The sequence below is a fragment of the Curtobacterium sp. 9128 genome, assembly GCF_900086645.1.
In the GTDB taxonomy this organism is placed as follows: domain Bacteria; phylum Actinomycetota; class Actinomycetes; order Actinomycetales; family Microbacteriaceae; genus Curtobacterium.
On sequence record NZ_LT576451.1, the window covers coordinates 1,818,424 to 1,831,307 of the forward strand.

A 12,884-nucleotide genomic window follows, 5' to 3' on the forward strand; every position below is an offset into this window, starting at 1 on the left:
CCGCACGAAGATCGCGCCCCGTCACGACGGGGCGCGATGTTCGCAACGGGGCGCGAACGGGCTGAAGCATGGGCGAGGCGGGGCGGGGTGCGAACGGGTCGCAGACGCCGGACGGGAGGCCACGGTCGGGTCCGTCAGGTCGGGTCGCCCTCGGCACGCACCCGGTCCACGAGCGCGGCCCACTGGCCGTCGAGCTGGCTGCCCGGCATCCGCACGGTGGTCCTGGCGACGGTGATCGTCCACTCGAAGTCGTCCGGTACCCGTCCACGGCGTCGGACCGGCGGCTCGCGGGGGAGGGCGTCGACGAGGTCGTACCAGCCGTCCGGGTCGTCGCAGGACTCCGTGTCCACGCGCCACCCACGCGTGAGGCCGGCGACCCCACCACTCCGGCGGACGACGATGTGCATGCCCCGAAAATACCCCCGCGCGGCGCGGTCCGGCCGGGAGATCAGGGGAGCACGCCGACCGTGCGCCACGCATCGGTGACGGCGGACGACTCGCGGGAGCCTGCCCCGAACCGGGCGTCGGCAGCCGACACCGTGACGCGGGCGAAGCCGGCGAAGTCGATCGAGGCCGTCACCTCCGCCGAGGTGAGCGCGTCCCACCACACCGCGCCGGCGCCTTCCCACGCACGACCGCCGATCGCCGTCGCCGCGAGGAAGAACGCGTGGTTCGGGATGCCGGAGTTCGTGTGGACGCCGCCCGAGTCGTCCTCGGTGTCGACGTACCCGGCCATGGTCGCCGGCTGCGGGTCCTTGCCGAGCACCGGGTCGTCGTACGCGGTACCCGGTGCCTTCATGGACCGGAGCGCCACCCCGTGCACGGCCGGCGTGAAGAGGCCCTCGCCGATGAGCCAGCTCGCCTGGTCGGCGGTCTGACCAGCGGCGTACTGCGCGACGAGGGAGCCGAAGACGTCGCTCACCGACTCGTTGAGCGCCCCGGACTGCCCCTGGTAGGTCAGGTCGGCCGTGTACTGGGTGACCCCGTGTGCGAGCTCGTGCCCGATGACGTCGAGGGCGATCGTGAAGCGCTCGAAGACCTCGCCGTCCCCGTCGCCGAACACCATCTGCGTGCCGTCCCAGTAGGCGTTGTCGTAGTCGTTCCCGTAGTGCACGCTCGCGTCGAGGGGGAGCCCGGCGCCGTCGATCGACACCCGCCCGAACACGTCGAGCCAGAAGGCGTGGGTCGCACCGAGGCCCGCGTACGCCTCGTCCACGGCCGCGTCACCGGTGTCCGGGGCTCCTTCGCTGCGGACGAGGGTGCCGGGGAGCGAGGTCGACCCGTGCGCGTCGAAGATGCTCCGCTGTGGCGACCGGTCGGGGGCAGCGGCGGCGTGCCTGATGCCGAGCCGTGCTTCGCGCTTGGGTGCCTCGACGACGGCGAGCGAGGCCAACGCCGTGCGTGCGGCGGGGGTCGCGCGGGGGAAGGCGTCCGACGGTGCGTCCGCGATGGCGCGCAGCAGGTACGGCGGGACGACGGATCGGCGGCCGACGGATCGGGGCTGGGCGGAGGTCATGGTGACCATGGAACCCCCGACAGCCGACAATCGGGGCCGAGCCGGGCCTCCTGTCAGTCGCCCTTGCGGTTCTCGACCAGGGCGAGCGCGTACGACTCCCACCACTGGCCGGCTGCCGGGCCGCCGTTGCAGGTGCCGTCGCTGAGCCCCGGCGTCTTCACCCAGAGCAGCGCGTCCAGCCGGCTCGACCCCGCGGTCACGTGCGGGTCCTGCCCGAGCCCTGCGCCCTTCGGGTTGCACCAGTCGCCACGCCAGCCCTGACCGTTCCGGGAGACGTCGATGACGAAGTGCGGGTCACCACCGACGGCATCGGCCAGTCGGTCGGCGTACGCGCGCTCCTGGTCGACGCGGTAGAAGTTCGACACGTTCGTGAAGAAGCCCTGCGTCTCATCGATCCCGGCTTCGCGGAGCCACTTCGCCATCGACGCCGTCGGCACGCGGTTCTCGTTGCCGCCGTCGAGGTAGACCGTCAGCCCGTGGCCGGTGAGTGCGTCCACCGCCTTCCTGAGCAGGGGGAGCCGGGAGTCCTGGAGCCGCTTGCACACCTGGATCTGCGCGATGGCGTCGGGTTCGACCAGCACGACGGCTTTGGACCCGGCCATCGCCCGCACCGCGGAGCGCACCCACGGGACGTACTCGGACGCGGTCGTGCCGCCCTTCGAGTAGTGACCGCAGTCCCGGTCGGGCACGTTGTAGAGGACGAACACCGGCGTCCGGTCCTGCTTCCTGGCGTTCGAGACGACGTCGCGGACGGTCTCCCGGGTCTGGGTGACCGAGGGGTTCGTCAACCACGTGGCGATCGGCTGGTCCGCGATGACGGCGATGCGGTCGGCGGTGTCCTGCTCGCCGTCCTGCCGGGCGGCTGACTCCCGCATCCCGGGCTGGTTCTCGTTCGCGGGCTGTCGTGCGAGACCACCGGGGAACGCCTGGGCGGCGCTCTTCCGCTCGACGATGTGTCGGCCGTCCGGGCCGTTCGGCCGGTTCGGGAGCCAGAGCGCGACGGCCGCGACGACGGCGATCACCACGACGGCGGCACCGCCGATCCACAGCCACTGGCGGGCAGCACTCGGCACGCGGGTCCGGCGCGGGCGATTCGTCTCGTGGTCCGGCATCGGCGGTCCTCCCTGGTCTGACCGTTGTCCGTCGGGCGCTGCGTTCGTGCGGTTCCGGGCGGCCCTGTTCCACCCGTGGTCCCATGCTTCCACCCCGAGGACCCGCCTGGCCACCACGGGCAGGCGTTCCCTCAGCATCGGCGGTGCTCCTGCCCAGGAGCGCTCCAGGTGTCGCGCAGGCCGGTGACCCACACTGTCCGGATGCTCCGGAAACTCCTCCTGCTCGCCCTCACGGCGGCCTACGCCTGGGTGATCTGGCGGATGACGTTGACCCCGCACGTCTTCTCCGACGCGCAGCAGTCCTTCGTCTCGCACGCGATCGTCTGGGCGCAGCAGCTCCCGGGGGGCGCGTGGCTCACCTACGACCGGACGGAGTTCCTCGCGAACATCGCCATGTTCGTGCCCGTCGGGATGATCGCCGCGATGTGGTTGCCGCGCCGTTGGTGGTTCGTCGCCGCGGTGCTGGCGGTCGGCCTCTCCGCCGGGATCGAGATCGCGCAGGGCGCACTGCTGCCGTACCGCGTGGCCGACCCGCACGACGTGCTGTCGAACGGCATGGGCGGGTTGCTCGGAGCGACGCTCGTCGGGCTCGCGCGCAGTCTGATGCCGGCCCCGCGTCGTCGTCGACTCCGGGCCAGGACCGCGTAGCCCGTCTGGTAGTCTTGTGCGGTTGCCGTCGAACGGCCGCGGACAAAGAGCGCTCACGCATCCGGTGTGGGCACCGCGCAACGGACAGAAGGGGATCACCATGGCACTTGACGCGAAGGTCAAGCAGGAGATCATCGAAGAGTACGCGACCCACCCGGGCGACACCGGATCCCCCGAGGTCCAGGTCGCAGTTCTGACGCGTCGTATCAACGACCTGAACGAGCACCTCAAGGAGCACAAGCACGACCACCACTCGCGTCGTGGTCTGCTGCTCATGGTCGGTCAGCGTCGCCGTCTCCTCGGCTACCTCTCCGACGTCGACATCGCCCGCTACCGTGCGCTCATCGAGCGCCTCGGCCTGCGCCGATAAGGTCAGCGCCGCTAGTCGACCGACACACGCTTGACCGAACGCCCCGGTCCTCCTCGTGAGGCCCGGGGCGTTCTCCGTGTGCCCGGAGGCCATCGATTCCGCCCGGAAGGGAGCACGAGGGGAATGGTTGCGAGGGAAGCCCTGTTGGGTACGATGTTCATGCAAACGCATCGAAGATCGGGAGTCACCATGACCACCATCGCCGTCGTCTCCGCCGGGCTCTCCGAGCCGTCGTCGACCCGCCTGCTCGCCGACCGCCTGGCGGCGTCCGCCGTCGCCGCCATCGAGCAGGGCCGGACTGGAGGCTCGCCCCGCGTCGTGCACGTCGACCTGCGTCCGCTGGCCCACGAGATCATCGACGCGATGCTCACCGGCTTCCAGGCCCCCGCCCTGGCAGCGGCGACCGCTGCGGTCGTCGAGGCCGACGCACTCGTCTTCGTCTCGCCGATCTTCACCGCAGGCATGAGCGGCCTGGCGAAGTCCTTCCTCGACGTGATGGACAAGGACGCCCTCGCCGACATGCCCGTCCTGCTCGGCGCGACCGGCGGCACGGCACGGCACTCCCTGGCACTCGAGCACGCGATGCGCCCGGTGTTCGCGTACCTCCGCGCGGCCGTCGTGCCGACCGGGGTGTTCGCCGCGACCGACGATTGGGGCACCCAGGGTGACCAGGCAGCCCTGGACGGTCGCATCCGCCGGGCCGGGACCGACCTCGCCTGGGCGATCGGAGCCTCCCGTCGGTCACCGCAGGAGGCGGACGCCCTGCCGGAGGTGCAGGACTTCGCGAGCCTGCTCGGCGGGCTCGGTCACTAGAGCGGGCGGACGAACAGCCGGAACCGGACCGGACGGCCGTCCGCGTCGGTGTCGGTCGTGCTCGCGAACTCGCGGACGAAGGTGAAGCCGGCACGCTCGGCGACCTTCGCGGAGGCGGTGTTGCGGACGTCGGCGCGGATCGCGGCACGGGCCCCGACACCTCCGGAGCGGATGCGGTCGCAGATCTGCGCGACGGCGATCGCCGTCACGCCACGGCCGCGCATCCACGGCGCGATGCCGTAGGCGATGTTGACGTCGCCCGGATCGAGGCCGTCGCGGACGTCGGGGTCGTAGTCGATGGTGCCGACGCAGTCACCGTCGACGAGGACCGCGAACGCGCGTTTGCCCGCGCCGGCCGCTGCCTCGCGGGCGAGTCGGTCCACGTAGGCCTCGGTGCCGACGACCGTGCTGCGTCCGCCGCTCAGCCAGCGGATCGTCTCGTCGTCCTCCGCCGCGACGATCGCCGCGGCGTGCTCGTGCCGCAGCGGCTCGACGGTGACGTCCACTCGTCCACCGTACCGGGCTCTTAGGCGGACCACAGGGTTCCTCGGGGAGCGGCGCAGCTGACGCCCGGTGTCCTCATCGTCACGGCCGCGAGCCTCGTGGTGACGGCGAGGAGGAACGATGGACACCAGGGGCAGTGGGAAGCGGTCCGCACGGATCACGAGCGCGCTGGTCGGTGCCGGAGGGCTCGTGGTGGCGCTGGTCACCGGCGGCGGGCTGTGGCTCGGGCACACCGAGGCCGCGACGACCGGTGACACGAGCACGTCGACGTCGACCTCCACGGACACGGACACCGGGACGTCCACGGACACCGGGACGTCCGCCGGCACCGGGACGTCGTCCGACACGGGCGTCAGCCAGGGCACCACCGGCGGCACCGACGCGACGACGACGGGATCGTGACCGTGCGCGCCGTCACCTCGTGGGACGTCTGGACCACGACCGCCCGGGTCGTGCTCGACCACCGCGACCGCCGTCACCTCGCCGCAGCGGAGTCGTGCGTGCGCGAGGTCCTCGCCGCCGTCGACGACGCGTGCAGCCGCTTCCGATCCGACTCCGAGCTGCGCTCCCGTGCCGCGGAACTCGAACGCGGCGCCGTCGTCTCACCCCTGCTCGCGAGTCTCGTCCACCAGGCACTCGACGCCGCCGAGACCACGGGCGGCGACGTCGACCCGACGCTCGGGGCGCGCATGGTCGCACTCGGGTACGACGCAGCCTTCGCCGACGCCCCGCCGACCGACACCCCGACGGAGCTCGCCGCGGCGCTCGACGGGCGGCCGGCCTGGAAGCGCGTCCTGCTGTCCGGCACCTTCCTCCGGGTCCCGCACGGGGTGGTCCTCGACCTCGGCGCCACCGCGAAGGCCGCTGCTGCCGACATGGCCGCCGCGAGCGTCACCGCCCGGTTCGGCATCGGCGTGCTCGTCTCCCTCGGCGGGGACGTCGCCACCGCGGGTCCGGAACCGCACGGCGGATGGCAGGTGCTGGTGCAGGACCTCGACGACGACCCGACCGAACGGGTCACCCTGTCGCCCGGGTGGTCGATCGCGACGTCGAGCACCCAGAAGCGCCGATGGGAGCAGGACGGGGACGCACGGCACCACATCCTGGACCCGCGGTGGGGGCTGCCGGCTGACCCGGTCTGGCGGAGCGTGACGGTCGTCGCACCGTCGTGCGTCCTCGCGAACACGTTCACCACCGCAGCGGTCGTCCGCGGTCACCGTGCTCCCGCGATGCTCCGGGCGCACGGCGTCGCAGCGAGACTGGTGGGGGCGAACGGAGACGTCGTGCGCCTCGGGGGATGGCCGGACGAACGGCAGGTCGCCTGATGGACACCGCGCTGTGGGTCCTCGGGCGAGGGATGGGCGTGGCGGCCGTCGTGCTGCTCTCCCTGACGGTCGTGCTCGGCATCGTCACGCGTGGCGGCCGTCCGCTCCGGGGCCTCCCGCGCTTCGCCGTCCAGCTCGTGCACCGGGACGTCGCCCTCGCCGCGACGCTCTTCGTCGTCGTGCACGTGGTGACGCTGCTCCTCGACACCGAGGCCGAACTGCGGCTGGTCGACACGGTCGTGCCGTTCGTCGGCACCTACCGCTGGTTCTGGCTCGGGCTCGGCACGCTCGCGGTGGACCTGCTCGTCGTCCTCGTCGTCACCGCGTTGCTCCGGCGGGTGATCGGCCCGCGGGTGTTCCGCGTCGTGCACTGGACGGCGTACGCGATGTGGCCGGTCGCGATGGCACACGCGATCGGCACCGGGACGGACGGGACCTCGGCGTGGTTCCTGGTCGTCGCCGGGGTCTGTGCGGCAGCAGTCACCGGTGCCGTCGTGTGGCGCTGCTCCGACCGGGTCACCGAACACCGCACGTTCCACCTCGAGAGGACGGCCCGACCATGATGACCACCACCGCGATCGCTCCACCACTCGGCGTCCGAAGGCTCCTCGCAGCGCCAGGCCCCGCACTCGCCGACCACGTGCGGACACACGGCCCGATGCCGTCCGTGCGACCGGGCATCATCGACGAGCTCGGGCTCGCCGGCATCGACGGCCGTGGCGGAGCCGGGTTCCCGCTCGCGCGCAAGCTCGCTGCGAGTGTCGCCGCCGCGCGCACCGAGACGGCGGCCTCGGTCCACTCGCGCAGGCGCACACCCCTCGTGATCGGGAACGCCGCCGAGGGTGAGCCCGCGAGCCGGAAGGACGCCGTCCTGCTCGCGACGAGCCCGCACCTCGTGCTGGACGGACTCGTCGTCGCGGCGCTCGCCGTGGGGGCGACCGACGCGGTCCTGGCGACCGGCGCGGCGAACGCCGACGTCGTGCAGCGAGCACTCGCCGAGCGGCACGACGCAGTCGCGATCACGCTCCGGGTGCTCCCGCACACGTCGTTCGTGTCAGGCGAGGCCGCAGCGCTCGCGTCCGCCGTGGCCGGCGGTCCGGGGAAGCCGACCGACCGGGTCGTCCGGCTCGCCGAACGCGGCCCGAGCGGACGCCCGACGATCGTCTCGAACGTCGAGACCCTCGCGCAGGCCGCACTCGTCGCACGCTGGGGCGCGGCGTGGAACCGCTCGATCGGGACCGCGTCGGCACCCGGGACCCGTCTCGTGACCGTCAGCGACGTCCGCGACCCGGCCACGGCGGTGGTGCTCGAGGTGGCGGGCGGGACGGTGCTCGGGGAGGTGATCCGGGCCTCCAGGGCGGTTCCCGACCCCGCGCGGACGCGAGCCGTGCTGGTCGGCGGATGGGGCGGGACGTGGGTGCCGGCGGCCGCGCTCGACGCGACGCTCGATGCGGACGGACTGGGGCCGTGGGGTGCCTCGCCGGGTGCCGGCGTGGTGGCGGTGCTCGACGACGAGACATGCCCGGTTTCGGTCACGGCCCGCATCGCGGCGGCGCTCGCCGGGGCGTCTGCGGGACGGTGCGGGCCGTGCGTGAACGGGCTGCCGCGTCTGGCCGACGTGCTCGGGGCGCTGACCGCCGGTGCGCGTGGCGCTGACCTGGCGGGCGAGGTGCGTCGCCTGACCGGGCTCGTCGACGGGCGGGGTGCGTGTCACCACCCGGACGGTGTCGCACGGATGGTGCGGAGTGCGCTCAGCGTGTTCCATCAGGACGTGCAGGCACACCTCGGCGGCACCTGCGCGGTGCGGCGATGAACGGCCGCGCCGGGGCGAGCCCCCGCGCCGGGGCGACGGCGCTGCACGTGGACTGGACGCGGTGCCGTGGGCGCGGGCTCTGCACGGAGCTCCTCACCGAGCGGTTGGACCGCGACGAGTGGGGCTTCCCGATCGCCCGTGACGGGGGTCAGACCCGCGACGTGCCGCTCGCCCCGTCGGACGTCGCTGCGGCACAGGACGCCGTGGCGATGTGCCCGGTGCAGGCGCTCCGACTCGTCAGTACCAGTGCGGGTTGACGCTCATCTCGTGGTTCCACGCGCCGCACGGGGTGCCGTAGCGACCCTTGATGTACGCCAGACCCCAGTTGATCTGCGTGTTCGCGTTGGTCCGCCAGTCGGCACCGGCGGCACCGAGCTTCGATGCGGGGAGTGCCTGGGGGATGCCGTACGCACCGCTCGAGGAGTTCAGGGCGTTCGCGCGCCAGCCGGACTCCTGCGTCCACAGGGAGACGAGGCAGCCGTACTGGTCGTCGCCCCAGCCGTAGTTGCCGAGGACGCTCCTGGCGTAGGCCTTCGCGGCTGCCGGGTCGACCGTGACGCCGGAGGTGCTCGGGTACGAGGTGCCGGTCGACGGGGTGGTGGTGGCGGCCTCGGCGGCGGCCTGCGCTGCTGCCGCCTGCGCCGCTGCCTGGGCGGCGACGGCCTGGCCGACCTCGTACTGCTGCTCGGTGGCGGCGGTCGTGTCGTTCAGCGACGCGAGCTGCGCGTAGAGCTCGTTGCTGTGGTCCTTCGTTGAGGCGACGGCGGCGTCCGCCTTCTGCTCGGCGGTCTTCGCCGCGGCGGAGCGTTCCTCGGCCGCCTGTGCGAGCGACGCGCGCTCGTCCTCGGCCCGCTTCGCCTGGTCGTGCAGGGACGACGCGGTCTTCGCCGCGACCGATGCCTCGTCCATCACACCGGCCCATGTGCTCGACAGCTGGTCCATCGCGCCGAGCTGGTAGAGCAGCTGGTCCGGGTTCTTCGCGGTCGCGATGCGCGTGGTCATCTGGTTCGTGGAACCGTCGCGGTACAGGTTCGCGGCGAGCTGGCCGGCCCGCGTCTGCGCGCGCGTCGCGGTCGCCGACGCTTCGTCGGCCTGGGACTGGAGGCTCGTGGCGGTCTGGGTGGCTTCGCTCAGGTCCGCCTCGGCCTTCGTCGCCTTCGCAGACGCGTCGAGCGCGGTCTGCGACTTGGCAGCGGCGTCCGCCTGCGCGGACTGCAGAGCTGCCTGGACCTTCTCGACCTCGGCCGCCTTGGCGTCCGCGTTCCCCTTCGCCTTCTGCACGTCCTGCCAGGTCGGGTAGTCCGTCGCGCTCGCGGGTGCAGCGGTCACGACGGGGGCGACGAGCGCACCGACGACCACGGCGGCCGCGACGAGTACGCGTCTGGCAGGGGATCGACGCATGGACGCAGGCTATCGGGGACACGCCCGTTCGCCACGAGCCTCGCCGTCGATTCACCGCCGACTGCTAAAGTCGAGGCGTCCGGGGACCGTTTCCCGTGACGACACACAACATCGCACGCAGACCGGCACGAAGCTGGTCATCGGTGGTGGCATGCGGGCCGACTCCGTCCCGACTGCTTCTACTGCTGGCCAGGCATGCGTTCCGCGTCGTGGAGCGCACGTGCACGCGTGTGCCCGAGGCCGGGTCTGCTGCATCACAGACGCAAGGAGGCATCCTCTTGGAGGGTCCCGAAATCAAGTTCGCTGAAGCGATCATCGACAATGGTCGCTACGGCACCAGGACGGTCCGGTTCGAGACCGGCCGTCTCGCGCAGCAGGCACAGGGTGCCGTCGCCGCGTACCTGGACGAAGAGACCATGCTGCTCTCGGCCACCAGCGCCGGCAAGCACCCGCGCGAGGGCTTCGACTTCTTCCCGCTGACGGTCGACGTCGAAGAGCGCTCGTACGCCGCCGGCAAGATCCCCGGCTCGTTCTTCCGCCGCGAGGGCCGCCCCTCGACCGAGGCGATCCTGGTCTGCCGGCTCATCGACCGGCCGCTGCGCCCGTCGTTCGTCGACGGCCTCCGCAACGAGGTCCAGATCGTCATCACCGTCCTGAGCATCGCTCCTGACGAGTTCTACGACGCGCTCGCGATCAACGCGGCATCGGCGTCGACGCAGATCTCCGGTCTGCCGTTCTCCGGCCCCATCGCGGGTGTGCGCCTGGCGCTCATCGGCGACCAGTGGGTCGCGTTCCCGAAGGCGTCGCAGCTCGCCGAGGCCGTCTTCGACCTCACCGTCGCCGGCCGTGTCGTCACGGACGAGGCGGGCAACGAGGACGTCGCGATCATGATGGTCGAGGCCGAGGCCACCGAGCACAGCTGGGACCTCATCCAGGGCGGCGCCACCAAGCCCGACGAGGCCGTCGTCGCGCAGGGCCTCGAGGCGGCGAAGCCGTTCCTCAAGGTCCTGGTCGAGGCGCAGGCGAAGATGGCCGCGCAGTCGGCCAAGGAGATCCAGGACTACCCGGTCTTCCCGCCGTACGCCCCCGAGGTCTACGACGCGGTCGAGGCCATCGCCCTCTCCGAGCTCGGCGACGTCTACAAGATCGCCGGCAAGCTCGAGCGCCAGGACGCGGACGACGCCCTCAAGGCCCGCGTCAAGGAGGCCATCGCCGCCAAGGTGACGGCCGGTGAGCTCCCGGAGTCGGCCAACGGCCAGGTCAGCGGTGCCTACAAGTCGGTCACGAAGAAGGTCGTCCGCGGCCGCATCCTGACCGAGCAGGTCCGCATGGACGGTCGCGGCCTCGCCGACATCCGTCCGCTCGACGCCGAGGTCGCCGTGATCCCACGCGTCCACGGCTCGGCGATCTTCCAGCGCGGCGAGACGCAGATCCTCGGCGTCACCACGCTGAACATGCTCAAGATGGAGCAGCAGATCGACTCGCTGTCGCCCGTCACGAAGAAGCGCTACCTGCACCACTACAACTTCCCGCCCTACTCGACCGGTGAGACGGGCCGCGTGGGTTCGCCGAAGCGTCGCGAGATCGGGCACGGCTTCCTCGCCGAGCGCGCCCTCGTGCCGGTGCTGCCGTCGCGCGAGGAGTTCCCCTACGCGATCCGTCAGGTGTCCGAGGCCCTCGGCTCCAACGGCTCGACGTCGATGGGCTCCGTTTGCGCCTCGACCCTGTCGCTCCTCAACGCCGGTGTGCCGCTCAAGGCCCCGGTCGCGGGCATCGCGATGGGCCTCGTCTCCGACACCGTCGACGGCCAGACCCGCTACGCGGCGCTGACCGACATCCTCGGTGCCGAGGACGCCCTCGGTGACATGGACTTCAAGGTCGCCGGCACCTCGGAGTTCGTCACCGCGATCCAGCTCGACACCAAGCTCGACGGCATCCCGTCGTCGGTGCTCGACGCCGCGCTGAAGCAGGCCAAGGAGGCCCGCTCGGCCATCCTCGGTGTCCTCACCGAGGCGATCGACGCCCCCGACGAGATGGCGGACACCGCGCCGCGTGTCATCTCCGTGCAGATCCCCGTCGACAAGATCGGCGAGCTGATCGGCCCGAAGGGCAAGACGATCAACGGGATCCAGGACGAGACCGGCGCCGACATCTCGATCGAGGACGACGGCACCGTGTACATCGGCGCCGTCGACGGTCCGTCGGCCGAGGCCGCTCGCGCCCAGGTCAACGCGATCGCGAACCCGACCAACCCGGAGATCGGGGACCAGTTCCTCGGCACCGTCGTGAAGATCGCCACGTTCGGCGCTTTCGTGTCGCTGCTCCCGGGCCGCGACGGTCTGCTCCACGTCTCCGAGGTGCGCAAGCTCGCCGGTGGCAAGCGTGTCGAGAACGTCGAGGATGTCCTCGGCGTCGGCCAGAAGATCCTGGTCGAGGTCACCAAGGTCGACGACCGCGGCAAGCTCTCGCTCGCGCCGGTCGTCGCCGAGGAGTCGGACACCGACAGCAGTGGTGCGCGCGAGGAGTCCACGGACGCCACCGTCTGATCCACTCCTGCACGCAGAACGGCCGTCGTCCTTCGGGACGGCGGCCGTTCCGCGTGTGCGGGGTGCGGCGGGCGGGGCACCGGCTGCCGACTCGGAACGACGAACTCGCTGTCGTACGACAGCGATCTTGTCGCTCCCGCGCGTCCGCAACAGTCCGCTGCCGCAACGAACGACAGAGTCGTTGTCGTACGACAGCGACGCTGTCGTTTCGAGTCGGGACGGGCGGGGACGGGGACGGGACGGGCGCGGGGACGGAGCCCGAGTCGGCGCTACTCCGCGGGGGTCTCCTGCGTGCCCATCAGCACGGCACGCGCGAGCAGGTGCTCCCGCAGCATGAACCCGACGACCGCGGGGGTCGCATCGACGGGGACCTCGAGCAGCGGGACGTCGAGCGCACTCAGCGTGAAGAAGTACCGGTGGGACCCGTGCCCGGCGGGAGGCGCGGCACCGAGGAACGTGTCCGACCCGAACTCGTTGTGCCGACGGAGTGCCGCAGCGGGCAACAGCGCGTCGTCCGTGCCGGCACCGGCAGGGAGCGACGTGACATCGGCCGGGATGTCCGACACACACCAGTGCCAGAAGCCCGAGCCCGTCGGCGCATCGGGGTCGTACACGGTGAGCACGTAGCTCTGCGTGTCCTCGGGGGCTCCCGACCACTCGAGGGCGGGGGAACGGTCCTCGCCACCGACGTCGCCGCCGCGCGCGGACGTCGGCAGCTCGTCACCGTCGGTGAAGTCGGGGCTGGTGAGGGTGAAGGTGGGCACCTCGGGGAGGCGCCAGAGCGGGTCGTTTGCCATGCACCCAGGCAACCACCCGTGCCATGGAGGCGACCGGAG

Annotated in this window: 15 protein-coding genes; 9 read left to right on the top strand and 6 right to left on the bottom strand. The window is 71.9% G+C overall.

Annotation, left to right across the window (positions count from 1 at the left end; all coding sequences use genetic code 11):
• Window positions 1-134 precede the first annotated feature (134 nt).
• From QK288_RS08780 to QK288_RS08790, 3 genes are read right to left on the bottom strand one after another with little or no spacing between them, the layout of a single operon-like run.
• The gene (locus QK288_RS08780; RefSeq protein ID WP_281267420.1) at window positions 135-407 is read right to left on the bottom strand and encodes a protealysin inhibitor emfourin; all 273 of its coding nucleotides are present in this window, start codon (window positions 405-407) and stop codon (window positions 135-137) included.
• Between the two features lie 41 nt (window positions 408-448).
• Entirely contained in the window at window positions 449-1,516 is a 1,068-nt protein-coding gene (locus QK288_RS08785) for a M4 family metallopeptidase (RefSeq protein ID WP_281267421.1), read from the bottom strand.
• Between the two features lie 53 nt (window positions 1,517-1,569).
• Window positions 1,570-2,628, bottom strand: a complete 1,059-nt coding sequence (locus QK288_RS08790; protein WP_281267422.1) for a glycoside hydrolase family 6 protein — start codon at window positions 2,626-2,628, stop codon at window positions 1,570-1,572.
• A gap of 201 nt (window positions 2,629-2,829) precedes the next feature.
• Here QK288_RS08790 and QK288_RS08795 point away from each other — a divergent pair, with 201 nt between their 5' ends.
• The 3 genes from QK288_RS08795 to QK288_RS08805 all read left to right on the top strand — a co-directional run bounded on the left by QK288_RS08795 (window position 2,830) and on the right by QK288_RS08805 (window position 4,459).
• The gene (locus tag QK288_RS08795; RefSeq protein ID WP_281267423.1) at window positions 2,830-3,276 is read left to right on the top strand and encodes a VanZ family protein; all 447 of its coding nucleotides are present in this window, start codon (window positions 2,830-2,832) and stop codon (window positions 3,274-3,276) included.
• 100 nt (window positions 3,277-3,376) lie between these two features.
• Window positions 3,377-3,646, top strand: coding sequence for a 30S ribosomal protein S15 (gene rpsO / locus QK288_RS08800; RefSeq protein ID WP_070416523.1), 270 nt, complete (start codon window positions 3,377-3,379; stop codon window positions 3,644-3,646).
• 189 nt (window positions 3,647-3,835) lie between these two features.
• Entirely contained in the window at window positions 3,836-4,459 is a 624-nt protein-coding gene (locus QK288_RS08805; protein ID WP_281267424.1) for a CE1759 family FMN reductase, read from the top strand.
• Here QK288_RS08805 and QK288_RS08810 read toward each other — a convergent pair.
• Window positions 4,456-4,965, bottom strand: a complete 510-nt coding sequence (locus QK288_RS08810; RefSeq protein ID WP_281267425.1) for a GNAT family N-acetyltransferase — start codon at window positions 4,963-4,965, stop codon at window positions 4,456-4,458. The genes QK288_RS08805 and QK288_RS08810 overlap by 4 nt on opposite strands.
• Before the next feature lie 118 nt (window positions 4,966-5,083).
• On the opposite strand from QK288_RS08810, the gene QK288_RS08815 reads away from it, so the two are divergent.
• From QK288_RS08815 to QK288_RS08835, 5 genes are all read left to right on the top strand, one after another.
• Window positions 5,084-5,365 (top strand): hypothetical protein, encoded by a 282-nt coding sequence (locus QK288_RS08815; RefSeq protein ID WP_281267426.1) that lies wholly within the window; start codon window positions 5,084-5,086, stop codon window positions 5,363-5,365.
• The gene (locus QK288_RS08820) at window positions 5,362-6,288 is read left to right on the top strand and encodes an FAD:protein FMN transferase (protein ID WP_281267427.1); all 927 of its coding nucleotides are present in this window, start codon (window positions 5,362-5,364) and stop codon (window positions 6,286-6,288) included. Before QK288_RS08815 ends, QK288_RS08820 begins: the two co-directional genes overlap by 4 nt.
• Window positions 6,288-6,851 (top strand): ferric reductase-like transmembrane domain-containing protein, encoded by a 564-nt coding sequence (locus tag QK288_RS08825; protein ID WP_281267428.1) that lies wholly within the window; start codon window positions 6,288-6,290, stop codon window positions 6,849-6,851. The genes QK288_RS08820 and QK288_RS08825 overlap by 1 nt, the downstream gene beginning before the upstream one ends.
• A 95-nt stretch (window positions 6,852-6,946) precedes the next feature.
• Window positions 6,947-8,101 carry an NADH-ubiquinone oxidoreductase-F iron-sulfur binding region domain-containing protein gene (locus QK288_RS08830; protein WP_281267429.1) on the top strand — a complete coding sequence of 385 codons (1,155 nt, stop codon included), beginning with the start codon at window positions 6,947-6,949 and terminating at the stop codon, window positions 8,099-8,101.
• Window positions 8,098-8,358, top strand: coding sequence for a ferredoxin (locus QK288_RS08835; protein WP_281267430.1), 261 nt, complete (start codon window positions 8,098-8,100; stop codon window positions 8,356-8,358). Before QK288_RS08830 ends, QK288_RS08835 begins: the two co-directional genes overlap by 4 nt.
• Here the strand turns inward: QK288_RS08835 and QK288_RS08840 are convergent.
• Window positions 8,339-9,502, bottom strand: a complete 1,164-nt coding sequence (locus tag QK288_RS08840) for a hypothetical protein (protein WP_281267431.1) — start codon at window positions 9,500-9,502, stop codon at window positions 8,339-8,341. The genes QK288_RS08835 and QK288_RS08840 overlap by 20 nt on opposite strands.
• A 278-nt stretch (window positions 9,503-9,780) precedes the next feature.
• Here QK288_RS08840 and QK288_RS08845 point away from each other — a divergent pair, with 278 nt between their 5' ends.
• The gene (locus QK288_RS08845) at window positions 9,781-12,048 is read left to right on the top strand and encodes a polyribonucleotide nucleotidyltransferase (RefSeq protein ID WP_281267432.1); all 2,268 of its coding nucleotides are present in this window, start codon (window positions 9,781-9,783) and stop codon (window positions 12,046-12,048) included.
• A gap of 269 nt (window positions 12,049-12,317) precedes the next feature.
• Here QK288_RS08845 and QK288_RS08850 read toward each other — a convergent pair whose 3' ends face one another.
• Window positions 12,318-12,845, bottom strand: a complete 528-nt coding sequence (locus tag QK288_RS08850) for a YbhB/YbcL family Raf kinase inhibitor-like protein (protein WP_281267433.1) — start codon at window positions 12,843-12,845, stop codon at window positions 12,318-12,320.
• Window positions 12,846-12,884: the final 39 nt, after the last annotated feature.

Excerpts from the sequence above, each read along its gene's own strand:
- QK288_RS08780 (WP_281267420.1), bottom strand. The coding sequence starts at position 407 with ATGCACATCGTCGTCCGCCGGAGTGGTGGGGTCGCCGGCCTCACGCGT.
- QK288_RS08785 (WP_281267421.1), bottom strand. The coding sequence starts at position 1,516 with ATGACCTCCGCCCAGCCCCGATCCGTCGGCCGCCGATCCGTCGTCCCG.
- QK288_RS08790 (WP_281267422.1), bottom strand. The coding sequence starts at position 2,628 with ATGCCGGACCACGAGACGAATCGCCCGCGCCGGACCCGCGTGCCGAGT.
- QK288_RS08795 (WP_281267423.1), top strand. The coding sequence starts at position 2,830 with ATGCTCCGGAAACTCCTCCTGCTCGCCCTCACGGCGGCCTACGCCTGG.
- rpsO (WP_070416523.1), top strand. The coding sequence starts at position 3,377 with ATGGCACTTGACGCGAAGGTCAAGCAGGAGATCATCGAAGAGTACGCG.
- QK288_RS08805 (WP_281267424.1), top strand. The coding sequence starts at position 3,836 with ATGACCACCATCGCCGTCGTCTCCGCCGGGCTCTCCGAGCCGTCGTCG.
- QK288_RS08815 (WP_281267426.1), top strand. The coding sequence starts at position 5,084 with ATGGACACCAGGGGCAGTGGGAAGCGGTCCGCACGGATCACGAGCGCG.
- QK288_RS08825 (WP_281267428.1), top strand. The coding sequence starts at position 6,288 with ATGGACACCGCGCTGTGGGTCCTCGGGCGAGGGATGGGCGTGGCGGCC.
- QK288_RS08830 (WP_281267429.1), top strand. The coding sequence starts at position 6,947 with ATGCCGTCCGTGCGACCGGGCATCATCGACGAGCTCGGGCTCGCCGGC.
- QK288_RS08835 (WP_281267430.1), top strand. The coding sequence starts at position 8,098 with ATGAACGGCCGCGCCGGGGCGAGCCCCCGCGCCGGGGCGACGGCGCTG.
- QK288_RS08840 (WP_281267431.1), bottom strand. The coding sequence starts at position 9,502 with ATGCGTCGATCCCCTGCCAGACGCGTACTCGTCGCGGCCGCCGTGGTC.
- QK288_RS08850 (WP_281267433.1), bottom strand. The coding sequence starts at position 12,845 with ATGGCAAACGACCCGCTCTGGCGCCTCCCCGAGGTGCCCACCTTCACC.